The organism is Micromonospora sp. KC606, assembly GCF_004348675.1.
Lineage (GTDB): Bacteria > Actinomycetota > Actinomycetes > Mycobacteriales > Micromonosporaceae > Micromonospora.
In genome coordinates this window covers 1-22396 of the sequence record NZ_SMKN01000091.1, presented here as the reverse complement: position 1 = coordinate 22396, position 22396 = coordinate 1, and the positions used below count along the sequence as shown (strand labels likewise).

The window sequence follows — 22396 nt, the reverse complement described above, 5'->3', positions numbered from 1 at the left end:
ACGCTCCGCCGCCGCCCGCGCCCGGCTACCCGCCGCAGCCCGCGTACGGCCACGCCGCACAGCAGCAGCACCACGGCTACCACGGGCACTACAAGCGCAAGAAGCACAAGAGCTTCCTGGACGAGATGTTCGGCTGAGCCGCCTGCCGTGGGCCGGGCCACCCGGCTCACGGCACCGCCCCGCGTCCGGGTCGACCCCTCGCGGGCCGGCCCGCGTCTCCTGCCGAGCCGGGGCCCGCTGTGGCAGGCTGCACCCATGACGCCGATCGCGCGGCACGAGGCGTTGGCCCAGGCGTACCAGGGGATCACCGACGTCGTCGCCCGGCTGGACGACGCCGACCTGCTACGGCCCACCCGCTGCCGAGGCTGGCTCGTCGCCGACCTGCTCTTCCACATCCTCTGCGACGCCCAGCGCGCCCTGGTCGCCCTGGCCAGCCCCGCCGACGGGCCACCCGACGTGGACGATGTCAGCTACTGGCGGTCCTTCCCGCCCGGCGGCGACCATGCCCGGCGCGCCTGGTGGGCACGCCGGTCCGCCGCAGCCTTCGACCGGCCCAGCGGCGTGGTCCGGCTCTGGTGCGACACCGCCCCCGCAGCCGTCCGCGCGGCCGTCGCCGCCGACCCGGCCGGTTGCGTCACCACCCAGGGACACATGCTGCGGGTACCGGACCTCCTGGCCACCCTGACCACCGAGACCGCCGTCCACCACCTCGACCTGGTCGTCGACCTGCCCGACGCGCCGCCGCCCGGCCCACTCGCCACCGCGGTCGCGGTTGCGACCATGGACGGCCTGCTCAGTGACGAGGCCGTCCGCCCCGCCGCCTGGTCGGACGGCGACTATCTGCTCAAGGCGACCGGCCGGGTGCCACTCACCGACCGGGAGCGGTGGGAGCTGGGCGAGGCGGCCGGCTGGTTCCCCCTGTTCGGCTGACCGACGGCGCATCCGAACAATGCGATCGTGGTCAGCCGATGGCCATGTCCACGAAACGCGAGAGATGGAGTTGAGCCGCCACCGTGACGCTGTCCGTCGGCCCATTCCGATGCTTGGCAACTATGAAGTCCGCCTCGCCGGCCCGGGGCGACTCCTTGTCGTAGTAGTCGTCTCGGTGCAAAAGGATTACCACGTCTGCGTCCTGCTCAATCGAGCCACTTTCCCGCAAGTCGGACAGCTGGGGTCGCTTGTCCGTACGCTGCTCGGGACCACGGTTCAGCTGACTGACCGCGATGACCGGGCACTCGACCTCCTTCGCCAGCAACTTCAGGCCACGGGACAGGTCCGCCACCTCCTGTTGCCGGCTCTCGGTCCGCTTGGGCGAGGTCATCAGCTGGAGGTAGTCGACCACGATCATCCTCAGGTCGTGCTTCTGCTTCAGCCGTCGCGCCTTGGCCCGGATCTCCATCAGGTTCATGCTCGGCGTGTCGTCCACGAAGAGCGGGGCCTCGCTGATCTCGCCCATGCACCGGGCCAGCTTGGTCCAGTCGTCGTCGGAGAGCTGGCCGCTGCGCAGCACGTGCAGCGGGACGCGGGCCTCGGCCGAGAGAAGCCGCATGACGATCTCGACCTTGCTCATCTCCAGCGAGAAGATCGCCGCCGCCTGGTTGGCGCGAATGGCGGCGTTCCGCGCGAAGTCCATGCTCGCCGTGCTGTTGTGCGTGGGGATCATCGACCGACCCGCGAGATACAGGTGCTCCGCGTTGTCCACGGTCACGCACCGCACCGGGACACTGGCCACGGGCCGGACGTCGACGACGTACCGGGAGGGGGTCCGAACGTCGGACGTCGTACGGTGGTGGGCTGTGTGCGCAGACCGCTTCCGTGCCGAGCGGAAGACGGTGTCCGGCGTGGAGAAAGTCAGGGTGTACGCCGTCGACGAGCCGGCGGTGCGCCCACCCACCGGGTTCTCCGTGACGGTGCAGCGGTAGCCGAGGCTCACGATCAGCTCTCGGACGCCCTCGGCCAGCCGCCTGGAGGTGGAGGTGTACTGCAGGCTCCCGGTCGGGGCGACCGTCCCGTCGGTGTCCATCAGCCCGGCGAGCAGGGCGCGACGCTGGGCCTCCGACGCCCGCAGGTACTGCTGCGGAATGTGCTTCTCTCCGGACACGCCGACCAGGTGACGCTCCCGCTCGACGTACCGGGCCAGCCCCGGGTCGGCAGTGGCGCAGCGGCTTGCGCCGGTGTGCCCGTCGCCGAGCCGCACACCCAGGGTGTACGGCGCGACGGGCAGATCCCGCTCCGGCAGTTGCAGCGGGAGGCAGTTCTGCACGGCGTGGTTGAGCCGCCCGTCCGTGCCGGTGCGCAGCGTCGCCGCGATCTCCGCAGTGGTGACCACGCCGTCGTTACCAACCAGGCCGATGGCCTGTGCCCGGGTGACCGGTCGAGGGTCGCCACCCACGGCCGTCGCCGCGGCGCGGACCCTTGCCAGGGAGGACTCCCGCCAGTCGGGGCGCACCTTCTGCTCGGGCTGACGACGGCCCGCCCGGGTGGTCTTCCACAGGTGTTCGGCGTCCGCCACGATCACGCTGCCGTCGGAGAACTCGACCTCGTAGCAGGGCCGGTCGTGCATGACGTCGAAGGCAGCCGTGACGGTCGTCGGCGTGCCGTCGGCGGAGAGCAGCTGGTCGCCCACCGTCACCTCGCCCATGGTGGTCCAGCCGTCGGGCGTGGGCAGCGGGGTGTCGAGAGCGAGCGCCTTTCCCAGACCGGGCCGACCGGCCACGATGATGAGCTGCCCCGGGTGCAGGCCGTTGAGCAGGCGGTCGAGGTCGGTGAAGCCGGTCGGCACCCCGGTCATCACGCCGCCCTGCGCACCGACCGCCTCGATCTCGTCCAGCGTTGGTTGAAGCATGTCGGCCAGCACGGCGAAGTCCTCGCTGACCCGCTTCTCGGTCACCTCGTAGACGGCCTGCTGGGCGAGGTCGACGATGTCGTCGACGTCGCGGCTGCCGCCGTTGGCGGTGCCGTAGCCCAGCTGCACGATCTTGGTGCCGGCCTCGACCAGCCGGCGGAGCACGGCGCGCTCGCCGACGATTCGGGCGTAGTACGCCGCGTTCGCGGCAGTGGGCACGCTGGCGATGAGGGTGTGCAGGTAGGGGGCTCCGCCGACCCGGGCCAGGTCACCGGAGTCGGCCAGGGCCGCCGCCACGGTGATCGCGTCGGCCGGCTCACCCCGGCCGTAGATGTCCAGGATGGTTTCGAAGATGGTCGCGTGGATCGGCCGGTAGAAGTCGTTGGTCTTCAGGATCTCGACGACGTCGGCGATTGCGTCCTTGGAGAGCAGCATGCCGCCGAGGACGCACTGCTCGGCGGCGACGTCCTGCGGTGGGGTCTTCTCGAACTGGCCGTCCCGTGGCGAGGGAGCCTGGCCGCCAACCCGGGGCTCCGACCGCATATCGTCGGTGACCGACAAGGATCCCCCTCCACTGCAGGTCGAGTCCCAGCTGGGCCGGGGTGTGGCGACTTCCGGACGGACCGGGCCGGTCGATCGGGGGGCCATCGCGCGACCGGTCGGTGCCCCACGATACGGAACCCGAGGTCAGGCCACCAACAGCACCGGTGGACGAGCCTCGGGACAACCTGTGGACGCCGGTGGACGAGCATGTGCGCAGCGTGTGGACAGGCTGTGGAAAACCGAGGGGGAATTCTGCACAAAGATGGCCCTACCTGGGAAAACTAAATCCCCACCCTGTGGACGAGTTTTTTCCGTCAAGGCTTCGGGGTGGTTCTTCCCGTACTATCTCCTGCAAACGGCTACACCTGGACAGCGGATTGCACTTTCGGTTGAGAAGGGTCACGCTCCGGCCGTGAGTTACCGGGACTGGGAGCGCGGGGAGGGCAGCCCGCGCGAGCGTCAGTCGATCACTTCGTGGGACGACCCCGGTGAGCCGGTCCCAGCCGGCCCGTACACCTCCCGCGCGGAACGCCGCCGTACGCCCAGTCGACGGCGGGCGATCGAACGTGGACACGAGGAACCTTCCGACCCCTACCTGCCACGGTGGGCGGTGGAGTCGGGGATCGCCCACGCCGATGGCCGGGGCCGGCACGCCGCCCCGGACGACGACGATGACGACCGTGCGGTCTCCCGACCAGGTCGCCGGGCGGCAGGCCGGCGCAGTGAGCGGCCCTTGGGTGAGCTGCCGGCGATCGGTGCGGCAGCCGGGATGGACGACCACACCCGGGAGTGGACGTTCGACCGCCCCCAGGAGCAGGGGTACGTGGGCAGCCGCCGCGCCCAGGACGACGTCGAGGACGCCCCGGTGTCCGGGGGGTCGCCGACAGCCCGCCCCCGCAGGTCCGCCTCCCGACGGCCCCAGGTGATCTGGTCCGGCCTGGAGGAATCCGAGGGCGGGTCGGACGCGGACGAGCGTGAGCCGGATCGGCCGACCCGGCGTAGCCGGCGTGCCTCCGACAGGTCCTCGCCACGGCCCGCCGATTCCTGGCGGCGGGCGAAACCGACCAGCGACACGTGGAGCCGGGCCGAGCTCACCAGCGACCCGTGGGGCCGGGCGGAGCCGGCCGCCGACCCGTGGAGCCAGGCCGAGCCGACGACGGGCTCCTGGAGCCAGGCCGAGCCGACCACCGACTCCTGGAGCCAGGCCGAGCCGACCACCGACTCCTGGAGCCAGGCCGCCGAGGCGGAACCGGAGTACCGGCCGGCGGTGGATCCGTGGGACGCGTCGGGTGTGCACACCTGGCAGCGTTCCGGGGAGGATCGCTGGGGCCAGCCGGGCGCGGCGGGCTGGGAGGACAGCACCGCGCAGTGGGACCGGTTCACCGACACGGCGCAGTGGGACCGGACCGCAGGCGGTCGCCGGTCGCGGAACGCGGACGCCGGTAGCTGGGACGAGGGCGGCACCGAGCGCGGTGACCGTGCCGACGCGCCGCGATCGGTGGAACCGACGACGGGCGAGGGCTTTCCCTGGTCGGCGCAGCCGGAGACGTTCTGGTCCGGCACCCGGCTGGCCGAGGACGATCCGAGATGGGTGGATCCGCCGGCCTCGGCACCGCGTTCACCGGCGGTGACGTACACCGCGCCGCGGCCCAGGGCGGCGCCGCGCCGTCGGGCGGCGACGGTCGCGCCGGTCGCCGCGCCGTCCTGGCGCGATCGGATCGAGTCGGTCGGGGGCGGGGGATGGACCCGCCGGCTGGAGGACGACCTGCTCGACCCGGATCCGGGTGGTCCGTTGCGTCCGCTGGTCCTGACGGCCGCGTGCTACGTGGTGCCGGCGGTGCTGGTCTTCCTGTGGATGCTCACCTTGAGCGGCCAGGTGCCGGCCGGATGCGTCACCGACATCAGCGGGGGCGGTTGCGACTCGCCCCGGGCGCAGGTGCTCGGCTCCCTGTTGTCGGGGGCGCCGCGGTACGGGTTGGCGTTCATGAGCAGCCTGGTGGTCGCCGGGCTGTTGCGTCGGGTCGGCACGACCTGGCGGCCGGCGACGGTGGCGCTGGCGGCGGCGGTGGTGGGCGGTGGCCTCTCAACCGTGATGATCAGCGCGGTCACCGGCCAGCCAATCGGCTGAGCGGGCCGCCACTGGCCGCGCTGCTCTGGTTGCCCGCCGCCGTTTCCGGTTGGCGCGCCGTCGTTCGTCGTCGGTGGGATGCGGCGGGCGGTGGGTGGATGCGACAGGGCCCGCACCGCTGTCCGGTGCGGGCCCTGTCGGCGTGCGTTCGGTGTCAGCCCTGGACGACGTTGAGGTCGAACTTGGCGGTCACCTCGGGGTGCAGCTTGATCCGCACCGGGTAGGAGCCGGTCGACTTGATGTGACCGGGCAGCTCCAGCCGACGGCGGTCGAGGGCCGGGCCGCCGGCCGCCTTGACGGCGTCGACGATCTCGGCCGGGGTGACCGAGCCGAACAGTCGGCCACCGTCGCCAGCGCGGGCCTTCAGGCTGACCTTGAGCCCTTCGAGCTGGCCCTTGACCTCGTTGGCGTGGCCGAGGTCGCGGATCTCGCGGGCCGAGCGGGCCCGCTTGATCAGAGTGACCTGCTTCTCGGCGCCCTTGGTCCAGGCGATCGCGAAGCCCTGCGGCATCAGGTAGTTACGGCCGTAGCCGTTCTTGACCTCGACGATGTCGCCGGGGGCACCGAGACCGGAAACTTCCTGGGTCAGGATGATCTTCATTTCGGCGCCCCCTCTCAGCGTGCCGTCGCGGTGTACGGCAGGAGCGCCATCTCACGGGCGTTCTTGACCGCACGGGCGATCTGCCGCTGCTGCTGCGAGGTGACGCCGGTCACCCGCCGAGCGCGGATCTTGCCGCGGTCGGAGATGAACTTGCGCAGCAGCGCGGTGTCCTTGTAGTCGATGTAGGTGATTCCGTCCTTGTCGAGCGGATTCACCTTCTTCTTCGGCTTGCGAAGTGCCGCAGCCTTGGCCATTGCTCTTGCTCCTGGTTTGCGATCGCGGGCGCTCGGCGCCATTAGAACGGAGGCTCCTCGTCGAAGTTGCCGCCCGAACCACCGCGCGAGGGAGCGGGCGCGGCCGAGGCCCAGGGGTCGTCGAAGTTGCCTCCGCCGCCGCCCTGGCCACCACCGCCGCCGGAGCCGAAGCCACCGCCGCCACCGCCGCCGCCACCGGAGCGCGACATCTTCTGCACCTTCGCCGTGGCGTAGCGCAGGGACGGGCCGATCTCGTCGACCTCGAGCTCGATGACGGTGCGCTTCTCACCCTCGCGGGTCTCGTACGACCGCTGACGCAGCCGACCCGAGACGATCACGCGGGCGCCCCGCTGGAGCGACTCGGCGACGTGCTCCGCCGCCTGCCGCCACACCGTGCAGGCCAGGAAGAGCGGCTCGCCGTCCTTCCATTCGCCGGAGGCTTTGTCCATGAACCGGGGCGTCGAGGCGACCCGGAACTTGGCGACCGCCGCGCCGGACGGGGTGAACCGCAACTCGGGGTCATCGGTCAGGTTGCCGATGACCGTGATGGTGGTGTCTCCTGCCATGACCATCTCCTCGCGCACTCATCGTTCTGCAGTACAGGTTCTCAGAACCCTCCGACAGCGCCGATGAGGCTGATCCGGGCGAACCGGGTTGAATGCTTAGCGCATCTCCGGCCGGATGACCTTGGTGCGCAGCACGGACTCGTTGAGCCGCAGCTGGCGGTCCAGCTCGGCCACCGCCTCCGGCGTCGCCTGGAGGTCGATGACGGCGTAGATGCCCTCGGCCTTTTTGTTGATCTCGTACGCGAGGCGCCGGCGGCCCCACACGTCCGTCTTCTCCACCGAGCCACCCGCGGTCCGGATCACGTTCAGGTACGTGTCGAGCGACGGGGCGACGGTGCGCTCCTCGAGACTGGAATCGAGGATCACCATGACTTCGTAATGACGCAAGACGTACTCACCTCCTGTGGGCTTGGCGGCCACGGTCCTTCCGTGGCAGGAGGTCTGCGTCGTGGCCCGCTCCCGGACCGGGGGAACCCGGCCGGACGCGGACAACCGGACCAGGATACCCGGTCCGGACGATCATGACCGGGCAGGTGACGCCCGCCGGGTGGGCGCGGCGACAGGGGCCCGCACCGGCTCCGAGAAGCCGGTGCGGGCCCCTGTCCACGGGGCCGCGGGGCATCCCGTCCGCATTCCTTGGGTGGGACCTGGGGAGGAACGACCACACCGATGAGGTTGGATCAGAACGCCCCGCGGAGCTTTCTCCTGTTGTTATCCGACGGTACAACGATCCTCGTGTCGAAATGGCGGAATTGCCACTATTCGTCCCTGGGTCTCATCGCTGTCCCTTGGATCGGCGGGGCTGGCGCTGCCCCCCGACGTGCCGGGCCGCACGACGGGGGGTGACCCCGCACGGCATCGACCACTTCAGCACCGGCCCCACGAACCGGAAAGCCGACCGTCGATCCCACTCCCCTCAACGACCGCCCGCCCGGTCGGTGACGCGCCCGCGCCGCGACTCCCCCGAAAGCCGTCCCCCAGGCGTCGGTGATGCGACGTAGGCTCGCCTGCATGCGTATCGGAGCCCACGTCGACCAGGCCGACCCGCTGGCGGAGGCGGCCGGCCGCGCCGCGGAGGCGGTGCAGTTCTTCCTCTCCGACCCGCAGGGCTGGAAGGCCCCGAAACCCCGGGAGGACGCCCACCGGCTACGCACCGCCGAAGTCGACCTCTACGTCCATGCGCCGTACGTGATCAACGTGGCCACCCTGAACAACCGGATCCGGATCCCCAGCCGCAAACTCCTGCTCGGCCACGCCAACGCGGCGGCGGAGATCGGCGCGAAGGGTCTGATCGTGCACGGCGGGCACGTCAACGCCGGGGACGATCTCGCCAGGGGCTTCGACAACTGGCGCAAGACCTTCGCGTACGCGGCGGACTCCGGCGGATTCCCGGTGCCCGTCCTGATCGAGAACACCGCCGGCGGCGAGAACGCCTGCGCCCGGCGGCTCGACGCGTTGGCCCGGCTCTGGGACGCCCTCGGCGACCACGAGGTCGGCTTCTGCCTGGACACCTGCCACGCCCACGCCGGCGGCGAGGAGCTGCTCGACCTGGTCGACCGGGTCAAGGCGATCACCGGACGAATCGATCTGGTGCACGCCAACAACTCCAAGGGCGGCTTCAACTCGGGTCAGGACCGGCACGACAACCTCGACGGCGGCACCATCGATCCGGACCTGGTGGTGGCGGTGATCCGCGCGGCCGGAGCGCCGGTGATCGTCGAGACCCCTGGCGGCATGTCGGGGCAGGCGGCGGACATCGCCTTCCTGCGCGAGCGACTCGGCACGGGGGCCTGAACCGATGACCACCGACACCACCGACGGCGGGCAGCCGACCGGCCGGGCCGACGGGCCCGGCCCGACGACCAGCCCGGACGACGCCACCGGCGCTGGCCGGCCCGGTCCCACCGGGGCCGGCACCGGCGCGGCGGCCCCGCCGACCAGCGCGGCCACGGGCAGCGGGCCGGCCGCCTCCACCCCGAGCGACAGCACCACCGGGGAGGCCGCGCCCTCCGAGGGCGCCAGATTGGCCGACGCGAAACAGGACGACGCCGCCGGGGCCGGTGGGCGGACAGCACCGGTCGGCGGACGCGACGAAACGGAGCCCTCGCGCACCGGCGACGCCGGGGCCGACGGCGACGGCACGGCCGCCGCGCGGGACACCGCAAACGGCGGCGACGGCACGGCCGCAGCAAAGGACGGCGGGAAGGCGGCCTCGGTCAAACAGCAGGACGACCCGCCGACGGATCCCTGGTCGGCGTTCGCCCCCGCCGCAGAGCCGGTGCCCAGCCGCCCGATCCGGGCGGTACGCGCGGCGGGCCGGCTGCTGGTGCACGAGTGGATGCTGGCCGCCCTCGGCTCGCTGGCCCTGGCCGTCGGGATGACCTGGCCGGCACTGCGCTACCCGCGGTACACGCTGCCGCAGGACTACTGGGACCCGAGCCTGCAGGCCTGGCAGATGGCCTGGTCCGGGCATGCCCTGCGGACCGAGCCGAGCCGGCTGTTCCACTCGAACACGTTCTTCCCGGAGAGCTGGAGCTTCGCCTTCTCCGACATGCTGCTCGGCTACGCCCCGGCTGGCATGATCGGCACCGGGCCGGAGGCGGCGTTGCTCCGCTACAACGTCATGTTCGTGCTGGCCCACGCGCTCGCCACGTTCGGGGCGTACGTGCTGGCCCGCCAGTTGGGCGCGAGCCGGGCCGGCGCCGCGGTGGCCGGGGTCAGCTACACCTACGCCCCGTGGCTGCTCGCCCAGGCGGGCCACCTGCACATCGTCTCCAACGGCGGCATCCCGCTCGCGCTGGCCATGCTGGCGCGGGGGCACGGCTGGTCGCTGCGCCACGGGTACCGGCCGGAACGCCGGCACACCGGATGGGCGTACGCGGGATGGGTGGTGGCCGCCTGGCAGCTCAGCCTGGGTTTCGGTATCGGCCTGGTGTTCGCGTACGTCCTCGCGGGCATCGTGCTGGTCGCGGCGGTGACCTGGGCTCTCCGGCGGTGGGTCGTCCGGCCGGTGCGGCACCCGTTCGGCCGGCGGCTGTTCGTCGCGGACCTGGTCGGCGGGCTGCTCTTCGCCGGGGTGGGTCTACTGCTGGCGGTCCCGTTCTTCAAGGTCGCCGAGCTGCACCCGAACGCCGAGCGGACCCTCGGCGAGATCGACATCTACTCCCCGCCGGCGATCGGGTTCCTCACCGCCCCGGCGGAGTCGCGGGTCTGGGGCGGGTTGCACGAGGGGGCGCGTCAGCTGCTGTCCTGGCCTCCGGAGATGACCCTGCTGCCGGGCTTCGTGCTGTACGCGCTGGCTCTGGGGGGCCTGTTCTTCTCGGTCTGGCGGCTACGGCACCGGCTGCTGCTGCTCGCCGGCGTGCTGGTCGGATTGGTGTTGTCGATGGGTACCCGGTTCTACGGCGGCACCTACACCTACGCCCCGCTCTTCGACCACCTGCCCGGCTGGAACGGGCTGCGCACCCCCGGCCGGCTGATGCTCTGGACCACCCTGCTGCTCGGCCTGCTCGCGGCGGGCGCGGTCAGCGCGTTCGCCGAGCGGGCCCGGGAGGTCGCCGCCACGGGCGTCCCCACCCGGCCGTCGCCCTGGCTGCGGGCGGCCGCCGTGCTACCCGTGCTGCTGGTCGCGGTGGAGGGTCTGAACGTCACGCCGCACCCGGTGGTTCCCGAACAGCCGGTGGCGATGCGCACCGTGGACGGCCCGATGCTGGTGCTGCCGAGCAGCCAGAATCTCGACCAGCCGGTGATGCTCTGGACGACCAGCCGGTTCCAGGACGTGGTCAACGGGGGCAGCGGCTTCACCCCGGCGCAACTCGACGACGTGCGCCGGGTGACGGCCGCCTTCCCCGACGAGACCAGCGTCAGGTATCTGCGCACCCTCGGCGTCCGGAACGTGGTGCTGCTGCGCGACCAGATCGTCGGCACGCCGTGGGAGACCACCGTGGACGCCCCGGTCGACCAGCTCGGCATCACCCGCGAGGAGGTCGGCGACGCCGTCGTGTTCCGCCTCTGAGCCGACCCGCGGCTGTCAGGTGCCCGCCGTGACGGGAAGCGGCTCCGGTGGGCGTGCGGCGCGGCGGGCGGTGAGCCACGGGGCGTCGGGTGCGCCGTCGAGGACGCCACCGTCCGGGTCGTCGGCGTAGGTGCGGCGGACCGCGTCCCGCTCCGGGTGGAGGATCTCCTTGACGACCAGCACGCAGAGCAGCACGACGGTGCCGAGGCGCAGCGTCGCGGCGAGCACGAACACACCCTCGGGGAAGACCGGCCGGCTGGTGGCCGCGCCGAGCAGCTCACCGTAGAACGCGACGAAGTAGCAGACCTCGGCGAGTTGCCAGGCGAGGAAGGCCCCCCAGCGGGGGCGGGCCAGCACCACCAGCGGCAGCAGCCAGAGCACGAACTGCTGCGACCACACCTTGCTGAAGATCAGGAACGCGGCGACCACCAGGAAGGCAAGCTGGGCCAGCCGCGGCCGGCGTGGCGCCAGCAGCGCCAGCGCGGCCACGCCGAGGCAGGCCAGCCCGAAGAGGGTGTACGACAGGTAGTTCAGGGTCGGGATGTTGGCGTTCAACCACTGGAACGGCCCCTGGTCGCCGGGCACCCCGCTGTTCACCTTTCCGTCCAGATGCCGCCCGATGTACCAGAGCGTCCCCCAGTCGATGGGCCGTTCCGTGTTCAGCTCGAAGAAGCGGTCCCAGTTCTCCCGGTACGGGATGGCGACGGGCAGGTTGACCGCGACGAGCGCCACCAGGGCGGTGCCGATGGCGGTCAGCGCGGCGCGCAGCTTCCCGGCGCGCAGGGCGAGCACCAGGATCGGCCCCAGTACGAACAGCGGCCACATCTTGGCCGCCCCGGCCAGGCCGAGCAGCAATCCGGCCAGCGCCGGGCGGCGTCGCACCCAGGCGGCCAACCCGAAGGCGGCCAGCCCGATGGCGAGGAAGTCCCAGTTGACCGTGGCGGTGAGCAGCAACGCGGGCGCCAACGCGAAGAGCGCGGCGTCCCACGGTCGCCGGCGGCGCAGGGCGAGAATCACCGCGACGGTCGCCACCGCCAGCGCGCCGAGCGTCAGCGCGTTCAGGTTGTAGAACCACTGGCCCTGGTTGAGCTGCGGGTCGTTGACGCCGAGGGCGTGCACCGGCAGGCCGAGGGCGCCCATGAAGTAGCCGGTGAGCACCGGGTACTCCACGGGGTGGTCCCGGTAGGGGACCTTCCCCTCGTTGAGCCCTTCGGCGTAGTAGAGGGCGAGCACGTCGGTGTAGCAGAACCGGGTGTACTGCACGTTGTTCTGCCAGGCGCCATCCTGACAGGGCGATTTCTGCACCCAGTGCAGCGCCAGGGTCAGGCAGGTCAACGCCAGGACGATTCGGGCCGCCGTCCACAACCGCCGCTCCCGGCCGGCGGGCCGGTCCAGCACGACGGCGTGGTCGCCGAGGGGACCGCCGATCGCTTCGGAGAGGCCACGGACGAATCCGTCCGACCGGGACGGGTGGTCGCTGCTCCCGGCGTCGTCGATGCCGGCCGTCGACTGGGTGCTCATGGAGAGGCATCCTGCCGTACGCCGGGGCATTCCGTCCCGCCGCGGCGGCTACGAACCTCAAAATCGGCGTGGCGTCCGACGGCCCGGATGCGCGACGGCGGCCGGACCTCGGGGTCCGGCCGCCGTCAGCGGATGTGCTGGTTACTCGCGGATGCGGGGTGCGGTCGGCGTCGGTAGGAGGCCGCCGCCGGCGCCGCCGCCCTGGTTGCGTTGGCCGGGGCCGGTCGGCAACTGGTTCGTGTCGGCGCCAGGGCCATCGTTGTCGTCACCGCCGTTGTTGCCACCGCCGTTGTTACCGCCGCCGTTGTTGCCACCGCCGTTGTTGCCACCGCCGTTGTTGTTCTGGTCCGGGCAGAACAGGCCACCGAGGATGTCGCAGTTCGGCCCCTGCGGCTCCGGCGCGGGCGGTGGGGTGCCGTTGCCGGAGTTCGGGTCACCGATATTCGCGGCGGGCGGGAAGGTGATCCTGTCCGCGCCCTTGAGAGCGCCGTCCATGATCCGCTCCCAGATCTCGCCGGGCATCGAGGAACCGGTGATGTCCTTGCCGTTGTTCAGCTTGATGGCTTCCCGCTTGCCCTTGTTGCCGACCCAGACCGCGGTGGCGAGTTGCGGGGTGTAGCCGATCGTCCAGGCGTCGCCGTTGTGCGGGCTGCCGTCCCGGAGCTCCCAGGTGCCGGTCTTGGCGGCCGCCTCGCGCCCGTCGTCCAGCCGGTGGTTGATCCGGCCAGGGTAATCCTTGAGCACGTCGTTGACGTCGGCGACCACGTCCGGGTTGATCCGCGGATCCGGCTTGAGCTGCTCGCCGCCGAGCTTCTCCCACTTGCCGGTGTCCTTGTTCTGCTTCTCGGCCGAGAGCAGGAAGTGCGCCTTGTTGTAGACGCCCTTGTTGGCGAAGGTGGCGATGCCGTTGGCGTGGTCGAGCACCGTGATCGGGTACTGGCCGTAGGAGACCACGTGGTAGAAGGGGTCCGGTGCCAGGTCGCTGGCCTTGGCCTTGGTCAGGTCGTGACCCTTCGGCGGGTTGGTGTCGGTCCGCCACATCATGGTCACGCCGGCCTTCTTCGCCATGTCGACGATCTTGTCCGGCCCGATGTCCTCGCTGACGTGGTAGAAGGGCACATTCAGCGACTTCAGGGTCGACTCGCGCAGGGTGCAGGAGTCTCCGCAACTCGGGTTGTCGGTGCCCGCGTTGCTGACCTTGTACTTGACGCCGTCAGGGGTGAAGGCCCGCCCCTTCCACCGTGAGTCGATGGACTTACCCGCCTCGATCGCCGCCGCCAGGGTGTAGATCTTGAAGCTGGAGCCCGGCGAGTGGCCGCCGGTGACATTGCCGGCCGAGTCGGTGTTCTTGCCGGCGTAGTCGGTGCCGGTGCCGTCGTCGCCGCCGTAGTAACCGAGCACCCGGCCGTTACGCGGGTCGATCGAGACGGCGGCGGCCATGATGTTCTTCCGCGCGCCGTCCAACTCCGAGCCCTTGGTGCTGCGCTGGGTGGCCTTGATGATGGCGTTCTGCACCTTCGGGTCGATGGTGGTGCGGATGCGGTAGCCGCCCTCACGCAGCATCGTCGCGCACAGCGGCTTGCGGTCGGTCGCCTCCGCCTCGTTGTCGGTGCAGAGCTTCTTCTCCCGCATCTCCGGCACGAGGTAGTTGATGACGTTGCCGATCGGGTTGTTCACGCCGAACTTCTGCCCGGCCCGCGACTCCTTCGGCGTCTTCAGCGTCTTCTCCGGGTACGCGGTGGGGCGCGCCGGGTGGTTCGGCGAGTCGAGCCAGCCCTCCTCCACCATCGCGCCGATGACGTAGTTCCACCGCTCCCTGGCGGCTGTGGGGTTGACCGCCGGGTCGTACCCCTGATGGGTGGAGCTCGGCTCCGGCTGCTTGATCAGCGCCGCCAGCACCGCCGCCTCGGCCACGTCGATCTTCGACACGGGCTTGCCGAAGTACGCCTGCGCCGCCGCCTCGATGCCGTACGCGTTACGCCCGAAGTAGATCGTGTTCAGGTAGTGCTCCATGATCTGGTCCTTGGTGAACTGATCGTTGAGCTTGGAGGCGACGATCGCCTCCTTCACCTTGCGGCCGTACGAGTCGTCCTTCAGGTTCTTGTAGGCGTTGCGGGCGTACTGCTGGGTGATGGTCGAGGCGCCCTGCTTGTCGCCACCCGTCAGGTTGTTCCAGGCGGCACGGGCGATGCCCTTGTAGTCCACGCCCGAGTGTTGGTAGAAATTCCGGTCCTCCGCCGCGGCCACCGCGTTCCGCATCCACTCGGGGATGTCTTTGATCGAGACGAAGGTGCGGTTCTGCTCGCCCACCTTGGCGATCTGTGTCTTGTTGTCGCTGGCGTAGATGGTCGTGGCCAGCGGCAGCTTGATCTGGTCGGGCAGCACCACGTTCGTGGAGTAGTAGGTGAAGCCGATCACGCCGATGCCGGCGAGCATGATGAAGACCGCGAAGCCGGCGATCAGGATGTTGAGCCGCTTACGCTTCTTCGCCCGGGCCTTCCCTGCCGGGTCACCGGCGCCACGACCGGCGCGCCCCGGCCCGTCGGGACCACCCGGGCCACCGCCCGAGATCGACGCGACGCCCGCGCGGCCCCCAACCGACGCCGAACCCACGCTGGCCCGGCCGCCGACCGCGGCCGAACCGACGCTCGCCCGGCCCGGGGCCGGGGAGACCGGCACCGAGGCCCGGCCCGCGCCGGCACGACCGCCTGGCGCCGGCGAGACCGGCACCGAGGCCCGACCCGACCCGACCCGACCCCCGGGGGCCGGCGAGACCGGCACAGTGGCCCGGCCCGGCCCGGCCCGGCCCACCGAGGCGGAGCCGGCGGCACCGGGCTGGCGCGGCGGCACCGAGGCCGATGCCCGGCCGGCGGGCGGACCGCCCGAGCCGACCGAGGCACGCCCCGAGGGGGCCGCGCCGGAGCTGCCGTTCGAACCCGGCACCTGGGCCCGCGCACGCGGGGAACTGGGATCGCCGTACGAGTTCATTCCTCACACCCTGCCGGTCGCGGTGGGACGCGGGGGCGCCACCACCGGGTTGCCGTGAGTTGTCACACGTGGTGCCGCGCCCCGGGCACCCCGGGGAGACACCGCCGTATCTGTACCAATCGGACTAATCAGGCTATCGAGCGGTCGAGCCGCAGGGCCGTCGCGGACGGCGTCGGGACAGACCGGTCGAGCCGAAATCACCGTTGCGCCTCTCGCCTTCGCCCGCGTGCGGAGGGCGCGGCGGTCAGACCAGCCACCGCTTCCTGCTCCGACCCCTCCTCGGCCAACCCATCCCGCCCGAGCAGGAACTGCTCGACGAGATGGTTCCAGTCACAGCCGAGGCACACCTCCACCACGAAGACCTGGAACTCACGCAGCGTCATCGCCAACGCGGGCAACTCGGCCAGGGCACGTGCCTGACCGGCGGACTGCTTGAGTTCGTCGCCGTAAATGTAGTGGACGTGGATGAGGTTCTCGCTCCGGCAGATCGGGCAGCGTTCCTCAGTGGGCTCGCCGTGGAACCGGGCAGCGTTCTTCAGGTACGGCGAGGCGTCGCAGACGTCGTACGCGCCGACCCGGCCGGCGAGGAGTTCACGCAGCACCGCCCGCTTCCGGAGCGAGTAGTCGACCACCTGGCGCTGCGTACGCATGCGGCAAAGGGTACGCGGTCCGAACGGGCGAGGCGACCGCCGTAACCATGCGTGACGCGAACCTCCCGGATCGGGGGTTTGCCCTGATCCGACCGAGGTACTAACGTGCGATGTATCGGTCCGATACATCGCGACGGTTAACGGCCCTGCGCCGGGGTAGGAGAGGATGGCTCGTGCTCGAACTCGCCATCCTCGGTCTGCTGCAGGAGTCCCCGATGCACGGCTACGAGCTCCGCAAGGAGCTCACCGCCAAGCTCGGAGCGATCCGGGCGGCGATCAGCTACGGCTCGCTCTACCCGACCCTGCGCAGGTTGCAGGCGGCGGGATGGATCACCGAAGCCGCCGAGACACCCGCGACCGCCGAGGAGATTCCCGCGTTGACCAGCCGACGAGGTCGGGTGGTCTACAAAATCACCGCCGAGGGCAAGGAACGCTTCGCCCAGCTGATCGCACAGGCGGGGCCCGAGACGTACGACGACACGGGCTTCGGTGTGCACTTCGCGTTCTTCTCCCGGACGGACCAGGCGACCCGCCTGCGCATCCTGGAGGGTCGCCGCCGCACCATCGAGGAACGCCGCGAGGGACTTCGCGACGTGCTGGCCCGGGCAGCCGAGCGCCTCGACGCGTACACCCTGGAACTGCAACGCCACGGGCTCGACGCCTGTGAGCGCGAGGTCCGCTGGCTGGAGGAGCTCATCGCCAACGAGCGCTCCGGCCGTGCCCCGACAGTCCCGCAAACCGGGACGGCCGGCGGCCGACGAGAAACCGACAGCCCGCCTCCGCCTGGAGAGTCCAGGAAAGAGCGGCCGTGATGAAGAAGAAGGAGGCAGACGCTATGGGCTCCGTCCGCGTCGCCATCGTCGGTGTGGGTAACTGCGCCTCGTCCCTCGTACAGGGCGTGGAGTACTACCGCAACGCCGACCCGACCGACCGCGTCCCGGGTCTCATGCACGTCACCTTCGGCGACTACCACGTCTCCGACGTGGAGTTCGTCGCGGCGTTCGACGTTGACGCCAAGAAGGTGGGCATGGACCTCGCCGAGGCGATCGTCGCCAGCGAGAACAACACGATCAAACTGTGCGACGTGCCGCCGACCGGCGTCACCGTGCAGCGCGGCCCGACCTTCGACGGGCTGGGCCAGTACTACCGCGAGATCATCGAGGAGGCGGACGTCCAGCCGGTCGACGTGGTCAAGGCGCTGCGCGACGCCCAGGTCGACGTGGTCGTCTCCTACCTGCCGGTCGGTTCCGAGCAGGCCGACAAGTTCTACGCCCAGGCCGCGATCGACGCCGGCTGCGCGTTCGTCAACGCCCTGCCGGTCTTCATCGCCTCCGACCCGGAGTGGGCGCAGAAGTTCACCGACGCGGGCCTGCCGATCGTCGGTGACGACATCAAGAGCCAGGTCGGCGCCACCATCGTGCACCGCGCGCTGGCGAAGCTCTTCGAGGACCGCGGGGTCGAGCTGCTGCGCACGTACCAGCTCAACTTCGGCGGCAACATGGACTTCATGAACATGCTGGAGCGCAACCGGCTGGTCTCGAAGAAGATCTCCAAGACCCAGTCGGTGACCTCCCAGGTGCCGCACGAGATGGCCAAGAGCGACGTGCACATCGGCCCGTCCGACCACGTGCCGTGGCTGGACGACCGCAAGTGGGCGTACATCCGCCTGGAGGGCCGTTCCTTCGGTGACACCCCGCTCAACGCCGAGCTCAAGCTCGAGGTGTGGGACTCGCCGAACTCGGCCGGCGTCATCATCGACGCCGTCCGGGCCGCGAAGATCGCCCTGGACCGCAAGATCGGCGGCCCGATCCTCTCGGCCTCCTCCTACTTCATGAAGTCCCCGCCGGTGCAGTACGCCGACCACGACGCGCACGCCGCCGTCGAGGCGTTCATCGCCGGCGAGGTCGAGCGCTGACGCGCTGACCAGCAACGACGAGGGGCCGGGTCCGGACGGGCCCGGCCCTCGTCGTCCGGCTCTGGTCCGGTACGGCCACCGGCCGCGTTCGTCACTGCCGGGTGCAGCGTCAACAGCCTGACCACGCGCGGCGCAGCGCGACCCCGGCCTCCAACTCCAGCAGCTTCACCTTGCGGTCCAGCCCACCGCCGAAGCCGACCAGCTTCCCGCCCGCGCCCACGATCCGGTGACAGGGCACGAGCACCGGGATCGGGTTGCGGTTGCAGGCCACCCCCACCGCCCGGGCTGCTCCCGCATCGCCGACCCGGCGGGCCACCTCGCCGTAGGTGAGCGTCTCCCCGTACGGAATGCGGGTCATCTCCCGCCAGACCGCCCGCTCGAAGTCGGAACCGCGGGGCACCGCCACCGGCATCTCAAACCCGGTCACCTCCCCGGCGAAGTACGCCCGCAGCTCCGCGACGACCTGCCGGTCCAGCTCATCGACGGGCTGCTCGACCGCCGCCGCCACCCGACCGAAGTGCGCGCCACGGACCGCCGCGCCGTCGGTGGCCACGGAGAACTCCCCGATCGGCGAGTTGAGCACTGTCCAGCGCATCCGCCCATTCTGCCCCGCACCTGCGACACAACCGGAGCCGGCGCGGATGGGCAGCCCTCGTCGCGGCCGGTTACAGCAGGGAGATGCCGAGCAGCAGGGCACCTGCGCTCAGGCTCGCCCCGCCCGCCACCGTGAGCCAGATCAGCTTGTTGGGCCGGGTGTCAGTCGGTCGCGCGACGGAGAGGAAGAAGCCGAGCGGCATCAGGACCGGTGCCGCGACGAACAGCGACCGGATCAGCGTCCGCGTCCCGCCCGACACGTCGGCCTGATCGATGTAGGGCAACGCGACGAGGGCGAAGAGGACCAGGACGCCGGCATGAGCGTGACCCGCCGTCCACATTCCCCGGCGGACGGGATTGTCCAGGTAGCCAGGCTTCCGGCGGGCCAGGTGAGTGAGCAGGGTCAACCCGCCGAACGCAATCGTGACGACGGTGACCAGCAGGATTCCGGCCGTGGTGAGCGTGTCCGACGACATTGGCACCTCTTTCTTGTCAATGCCAAGATTCCTCCTCCGGGGGCTATCTCGTCAACGGATAGTTCCCCGAAGCGACCACCCGTCGAGCCACCCAGGCAAACTCCGGCCCCGGTCACGCGTCTGCACATCGGAGGTGGACGGTGGCTGACGTGACCGACGGGGAGTTCACCACGTTCATCAACGAACGGGGCGACAAGCTGCTGCGCGTCGCGTACGCGCTCGCGGGCAGCCAGCACGCCGCCGAGGACCTGCTGCAGCACGCGCTGGCCAAGGCGTACGCCCGCTGGCCCCGGATCCGGGGCGACGCCGAACCGTACGTGAAGCGGATCCTCTACCACGACCAGGTCTCCATCTGGCGGCGGGCGCGACGCTCCGAGATCCCGGTCGCGAACCTGCCGGAGCGGATGGCGACCGGCCCCGACCCGGAGCTGCGGCTACTGCTGCGCGAGGCGCTACGCGCGCTGCCGCCGCGACAGCGCGCCGTGTTGACGCTGCGCTACCTGGAGGATCTGAGTGTCGCGGAGACCGCGACACTCCTCGGCTGCCGGGCGGGCACGGTGGCCAGCCAGACTGCCAAGGCCCTGGCTCGGCTCCGGCAACTGGTGCCGGGGCTGGATGAGATGACGCCCCGTGCGGAGGTGACGCGATGACCAGAATTCTGGACGAGACACTGCGGGCCGCCGTGCGCGACCTCGCCGACGGGGTCCGGCCGACGCCCGACCTGGCCGACAAGGCGCTCGGACGGGGCCGCCGACTGCGCCACCGCCGGCGCGCCGCCGCGGCGGTCGGCAGGTCGCGCTCCCGCAGACCGCGGGTACGCACGACGAGTCACGGCGGGACGCCCGCCTGGGCGTGCAGCTCTTCTCCGCGGACGACGGGCGGCCCACCCGTCTCGTACCGGTGCCCGGTGACCCGGCCGGCCCATGGGCCTGGTCACCGGATGGATCACGCGTCGTCGTTCAGGGGCAGCAGGAGCCGTTGCTCGTCGAGACAGCCACCGGCCGGGTGCTCAACCCGCTACCGAGCGCCGACGTGGCCTGGGTCGCCGAGGACCGGCTGCTCTACCGGCGGCCGCTCGGATCCAACGACTTCGTGCTCGCCGAACCCACCGGGCGGGAGCTGATCCGCCAGCCGCTGCCCAGGCAACTGGTCGACTTTGAGGTGACCGTCGCGCCACGGTGACGGTTCGGCCAGTCCGCTTCCTTGCGCCCCGCCGATACCGTGTCGGGCATGGCCACGGGGACCGTCATCTTCCTGATCATCGGCGGGGTCGGTGTCGGCGTGCTGGCGCTCGCACTGCTCGGCGCGGAGTTGCTCCACCTCGGCCACGCCGACGTCGACGGTCCCGTCTCCGTCGAGGCCGTCGCCGGGTTCGTCGGCGCGTTCGGCTTCGGCGCCGCCATCGTCAACGAGCTGGTCGGTGGACGTACCCCGGTGATGGTCGCGGCGGCGGCGGCCGGAGGCGCGCTGGCGGCGGTGCCCGCCGCGTGGCTGGCGGCCCGACTCAGCCGGGCCGCGCGGAACATGCGGACCGACCCCACCCCCACCCGCGACCACCTGGTCGGCGCGATCGGCCTGGTGGTCACCCCGGTGCCCGCCGACGGTTACGGCGAGGTCCGGGTACGTGTTGCCGGCCAGCCGGTGAAGCTCAACGCCCGCGCCGACCATCCGATTCCGGTCGGCGCGCAGATATTCGTGGTGCAGACGCTGAGCGAGACCAGCGTGCACGTCGAGACCTACTGAACCCCCTCCTCAGATACGGAAGCTCACATGCCACTACTCATCGCCATCGGCGGCGCAGTACTCCTGCTGCTCGTCCTGGTCCTCTTCGTGCTCTCCCGGATCAAGGTCGCCGGCCCGAACGAAGCCTTCATCGTCACCGGGCGCAAGGGCCGCACCACGCAGACCGCCGACGGCGGCCGGTCCACCGACATGTCCGGCCAGAAGGTCGTCCTCGGCGCCTCGGTCTTCGTGCTGCCGGTGGTGCAGAAGCTCCAGTCGCTGGACCTGTCCAGCCGCCGGATCGACGTCGGCATCCGGGGGGCGGTCAGCAAGCAGGGCATTCGCACCGACCTGCACGGTGTGGCGATCGTCAAGGTCGGCGGCACCGAGGACGCCATCCGGGCCGCCGCCCAGCGCTTCCTGCACCAGCAGGACGAGATCGACAACTTCACCCGGGAGGTGTTGGCCGGCGCGCTGCGCTCGATCGTCGGCCGGCTCACCGTCGAGGAGGTCATCCGGGACCGAGCGGCGTTCGCCAGCGCGGTCGCCGAGGAGGCCGAGCACTCGATGACCAACCAGGGCCTGGTGTTGGACACCTTCCAGCTCCAGGACATCCTGGCGGAGGGCTCCTACCTGCAGGATCTGGGCCGGCCGGAGGCCGCCCGGGTGCTCAAGGACGCGGCCATCGCCGAGGCCCGGGCCCGGCAGCAGGCCGAGCAGGAGCGGCTGCTGGCCGAGGAGGCGATCGCCGAGGCCAACCGGAACCTGTCGCTGAAGCAGGCCGGGATCCAGGCCGAGATCGACGCGGCGAAGGCGAAGTCGGCGGCGGCCGGGCCGCTCGCCCAGGCCGAGCGGGACCAGGCGATCCTCTCCGAGCAGCAGAAGGTGGCCGAGCGCAACGCCGAACTCAAGCAGCGTCAGCTCGACACCGAGGTGCGCAAGCCCGCCGACGCGGCCCGTTACAAGGTGGAACAGGAGGCCGAGGCGGCCCGCAACGCGGCGGTGTTGCACGCCGACGCGCAGCGGCAGTCCGTCATCGCCGCCGCCCAGGCCGCCGCCGAGCAGGCCCGGCTCACCGGTGAGGGCGAGCGGGCCCGGCGGGCCGCGCTGGCCGAGGCGAACGCGATCGAGGGCGCCAAGGAGGGTGAGGCCGAGCAGCGCCGGCGCTCCGCGATCGCCGAGGCGGTCGAGCGGGAGGGCCAGGCCGAGGCCACGGCGATCCTGGCCCGGGGGCAGGCCGAGGCGGACGCGATGGCCCGCAAGGCGGAGGCGTTCGCCGCGTACGGCGAGGCGGCCGTGCTGGACCTGCTGGTGAAGGTGCTGCCGCAGGTGGTCGAGGCGGCCAGCGCCCCGATCGGGGCGATCGACAAGATGACGGTGATCTCCACCGACGGCGCGTCGTCGCTGACGAGGTCGGTGGCCGGCAACGTGGCGCAGGGGCTCCAGCTCGGCAGCGACCTCACCGGTATCGACCTGGCCGGCCTGCTGGGCAGGCTGGGTGCCGCGTCGGCGGGCAACGGGAAACCTTCGGTCGAGGCCAGCGCGGCCGAAACGCACTGACGGGGATACGACGACGGG

The 22396-nt window shown here is 71.1% G+C and carries 21 protein-coding genes; 11 read left to right on the top strand and 10 right to left on the bottom strand.

Translation table 11 applies throughout. The features are described from left to right. The first annotated feature begins 255 nt into the window (after window positions 1-255). On the top strand, window positions 256-930 hold the full coding sequence (locus E1193_RS18035; RefSeq protein ID WP_132184366.1) for a maleylpyruvate isomerase N-terminal domain-containing protein: 675 nt from the start codon (window positions 256-258) through the stop codon (window positions 928-930). Between the two features lie 31 nt (window positions 931-961). On the opposite strand, the gene dnaB is transcribed toward E1193_RS18035, so the two are convergent. Next, entirely contained in the window at window positions 962-3388 is a 2427-nt protein-coding gene (gene dnaB / locus E1193_RS18030; protein ID WP_347877036.1) for a replicative DNA helicase, read from the bottom strand. Between the two features lie 412 nt (window positions 3389-3800). Here dnaB and E1193_RS18025 point away from each other — a divergent pair, with 412 nt between their 5' ends. Further along, a complete protein-coding gene (locus E1193_RS18025; RefSeq protein ID WP_132184364.1) occupies window positions 3801-5516 on the top strand; it encodes a hypothetical protein in 1716 nt (571 codons plus the stop codon). Window positions 5517-5670: 154 nt separating this feature from the next. Here the strand turns inward: E1193_RS18025 and rplI are convergent, their stop codons facing one another. The 4 genes from rplI to rpsF form a co-directional block, all read right to left on the bottom strand. Beyond that, on the bottom strand, window positions 5671-6117 hold the full coding sequence (rplI, locus tag E1193_RS18020) for a 50S ribosomal protein L9 (RefSeq protein WP_132184363.1): 447 nt from the start codon (window positions 6115-6117) through the stop codon (window positions 5671-5673). A 14-nt stretch (window positions 6118-6131) separates the two neighbouring features. Then, window positions 6132-6371: a 30S ribosomal protein S18 gene (gene rpsR, locus E1193_RS18015; RefSeq protein WP_007073789.1), complete on the bottom strand. Its 240-nt coding sequence runs from the start codon at window positions 6369-6371 to the stop codon at window positions 6132-6134. A 41-nt stretch (window positions 6372-6412) separates the two neighbouring features. Continuing rightward, the gene (locus E1193_RS18010) at window positions 6413-6955 is read right to left on the bottom strand and encodes a single-stranded DNA-binding protein (RefSeq protein ID WP_207922750.1); all 543 of its coding nucleotides are present in this window, start codon (window positions 6953-6955) and stop codon (window positions 6413-6415) included. Between the two features lie 78 nt (window positions 6956-7033). Continuing rightward, complete coding sequence (gene rpsF, locus E1193_RS18005) at window positions 7034-7324, bottom strand: 30S ribosomal protein S6 (RefSeq protein WP_067301247.1); 291 nt, start codon at window positions 7322-7324, stop codon at window positions 7034-7036. A 624-nt stretch (window positions 7325-7948) separates the two neighbouring features. Here rpsF and E1193_RS18000 point away from each other — a divergent pair. Next, window positions 7949-8731 (top strand): deoxyribonuclease IV, encoded by a 783-nt coding sequence (locus tag E1193_RS18000; protein WP_132184361.1) that lies wholly within the window; start codon window positions 7949-7951, stop codon window positions 8729-8731. A 4-nt stretch (window positions 8732-8735) separates the two neighbouring features. After that, on the top strand, window positions 8736-10952 hold the full coding sequence (locus E1193_RS17995; RefSeq protein ID WP_132184360.1) for a hypothetical protein: 2217 nt from the start codon (window positions 8736-8738) through the stop codon (window positions 10950-10952). 15 nt (window positions 10953-10967) lie between these two features. Here E1193_RS17995 and E1193_RS17990 read toward each other — a convergent pair whose 3' ends face one another. Continuing rightward, on the bottom strand, window positions 10968-12473 hold the full coding sequence (locus E1193_RS17990; RefSeq protein ID WP_132184359.1) for a glycosyltransferase 87 family protein: 1506 nt from the start codon (window positions 12471-12473) through the stop codon (window positions 10968-10970). 141 nt (window positions 12474-12614) lie between these two features. After that, window positions 12615-14909 (bottom strand): transglycosylase domain-containing protein, encoded by a 2295-nt coding sequence (locus tag E1193_RS17985; RefSeq protein WP_279433358.1) that lies wholly within the window; start codon window positions 14907-14909, stop codon window positions 12615-12617. Here E1193_RS17985 and E1193_RS33820 point away from each other — a divergent pair. Next, window positions 14878-15519 (top strand): hypothetical protein, encoded by a 642-nt coding sequence (locus tag E1193_RS33820; protein WP_347877035.1) that lies wholly within the window; start codon window positions 14878-14880, stop codon window positions 15517-15519. The two genes, E1193_RS17985 and E1193_RS33820, sit on opposite strands and share 32 nt — an antisense overlap. A gap of 139 nt (window positions 15520-15658) precedes the next feature. Here the strand turns inward: E1193_RS33820 and E1193_RS17980 are convergent, their stop codons facing one another. Next, a complete protein-coding gene (locus E1193_RS17980) occupies window positions 15659-16111 on the bottom strand; it encodes a DUF5318 domain-containing protein (protein WP_132184357.1) in 453 nt (150 codons plus the stop codon). Window positions 16112-16284: 173 nt separating this feature from the next. Here E1193_RS17980 and E1193_RS17975 point away from each other — a divergent pair, with 173 nt between their 5' ends. Further along, complete coding sequence (locus E1193_RS17975) at window positions 16285-16923, top strand: PadR family transcriptional regulator (RefSeq protein WP_132184356.1); 639 nt, start codon at window positions 16285-16287, stop codon at window positions 16921-16923. A 23-nt stretch (window positions 16924-16946) separates the two neighbouring features. Next, window positions 16947-18026 carry an inositol-3-phosphate synthase gene (locus E1193_RS17970; RefSeq protein WP_132184355.1) on the top strand — a complete coding sequence of 360 codons (1080 nt, stop codon included), beginning with the start codon at window positions 16947-16949 and terminating at the stop codon, window positions 18024-18026. Window positions 18027-18135: 109 nt separating this feature from the next. On the opposite strand, the gene E1193_RS17965 is transcribed toward E1193_RS17970, so the two are convergent. Together E1193_RS17965 and E1193_RS17960 are read right to left on the bottom strand one after the other, a co-directional pair. Further along, window positions 18136-18621 (bottom strand): methylated-DNA--[protein]-cysteine S-methyltransferase, encoded by a 486-nt coding sequence (locus E1193_RS17965; protein ID WP_132184354.1) that lies wholly within the window; start codon window positions 18619-18621, stop codon window positions 18136-18138. A 70-nt stretch (window positions 18622-18691) separates the two neighbouring features. Continuing rightward, window positions 18692-19096: a hypothetical protein gene (locus E1193_RS17960; protein ID WP_132184353.1), complete on the bottom strand. Its 405-nt coding sequence runs from the start codon at window positions 19094-19096 to the stop codon at window positions 18692-18694. 140 nt (window positions 19097-19236) lie between these two features. On the opposite strand from E1193_RS17960, the gene E1193_RS17955 reads away from it, so the two are divergent. The 4 genes from E1193_RS17955 to E1193_RS17940 all read left to right on the top strand — a co-directional run bounded on the left by E1193_RS17955 (window position 19237) and on the right by E1193_RS17940 (window position 22378). Further along, the gene (locus tag E1193_RS17955) at window positions 19237-19746 is read left to right on the top strand and encodes a SigE family RNA polymerase sigma factor (RefSeq protein ID WP_132184352.1); all 510 of its coding nucleotides are present in this window, start codon (window positions 19237-19239) and stop codon (window positions 19744-19746) included. A gap of 328 nt (window positions 19747-20074) precedes the next feature. Further along, a complete protein-coding gene (locus tag E1193_RS17950; RefSeq protein WP_132184351.1) occupies window positions 20075-20278 on the top strand; it encodes a hypothetical protein in 204 nt (67 codons plus the stop codon). A gap of 48 nt (window positions 20279-20326) precedes the next feature. After that, window positions 20327-20839: an NfeD family protein gene (locus tag E1193_RS17945; protein ID WP_132184350.1), complete on the top strand. Its 513-nt coding sequence runs from the start codon at window positions 20327-20329 to the stop codon at window positions 20837-20839. A 27-nt stretch (window positions 20840-20866) separates the two neighbouring features. Next, complete coding sequence (locus tag E1193_RS17940; protein WP_132184349.1) at window positions 20867-22378, top strand: SPFH domain-containing protein; 1512 nt, start codon at window positions 20867-20869, stop codon at window positions 22376-22378. The last annotated feature ends 18 nt before the right edge of the window (window positions 22379-22396 follow it).

Bases quoted from the DNA above. Each gene is read 5' to 3' on its own strand.
- E1193_RS17995 (WP_132184360.1), top strand. From the start codon at position 8,736: ATGACCACCGACACCACCGACGGCGGGCAGCCGACCGGCCGGGCCGAC.
- E1193_RS17940 (WP_132184349.1), top strand. From the start codon at position 20,867: ATGCCACTACTCATCGCCATCGGCGGCGCAGTACTCCTGCTGCTCGTC.
- rpsR (WP_007073789.1), bottom strand. From the start codon at position 6,371: ATGGCCAAGGCTGCGGCACTTCGCAAGCCGAAGAAGAAGGTGAATCCG.
- E1193_RS17990 (WP_132184359.1), bottom strand. From the start codon at position 12,473: ATGAGCACCCAGTCGACGGCCGGCATCGACGACGCCGGGAGCAGCGAC.
- rplI (WP_132184363.1), bottom strand. From the start codon at position 6,117: ATGAAGATCATCCTGACCCAGGAAGTTTCCGGTCTCGGTGCCCCCGGC.
- E1193_RS17945 (WP_132184350.1), top strand. From the start codon at position 20,327: ATGGCCACGGGGACCGTCATCTTCCTGATCATCGGCGGGGTCGGTGTC.
- E1193_RS18000 (WP_132184361.1), top strand. From the start codon at position 7,949: ATGCGTATCGGAGCCCACGTCGACCAGGCCGACCCGCTGGCGGAGGCG.
- E1193_RS17980 (WP_132184357.1), bottom strand. From the start codon at position 16,111: ATGCGTACGCAGCGCCAGGTGGTCGACTACTCGCTCCGGAAGCGGGCG.
- dnaB (WP_347877036.1), bottom strand. From the start codon at position 3,388: ATGCGGTCGGAGCCCCGGGTTGGCGGCCAGGCTCCCTCGCCACGGGAC.
- E1193_RS17970 (WP_132184355.1), top strand. From the start codon at position 16,947: ATGGGCTCCGTCCGCGTCGCCATCGTCGGTGTGGGTAACTGCGCCTCG.
- E1193_RS17965 (WP_132184354.1), bottom strand. From the start codon at position 18,621: ATGCGCTGGACAGTGCTCAACTCGCCGATCGGGGAGTTCTCCGTGGCC.
- E1193_RS17960 (WP_132184353.1), bottom strand. From the start codon at position 19,096: ATGTCGTCGGACACGCTCACCACGGCCGGAATCCTGCTGGTCACCGTC.
- E1193_RS17985 (WP_279433358.1), bottom strand. From the start codon at position 14,909: ATGCTCGCCGGCATCGGCGTGATCGGCTTCACCTACTACTCCACGAAC.
- E1193_RS18035 (WP_132184366.1), top strand. From the start codon at position 256: ATGACGCCGATCGCGCGGCACGAGGCGTTGGCCCAGGCGTACCAGGGG.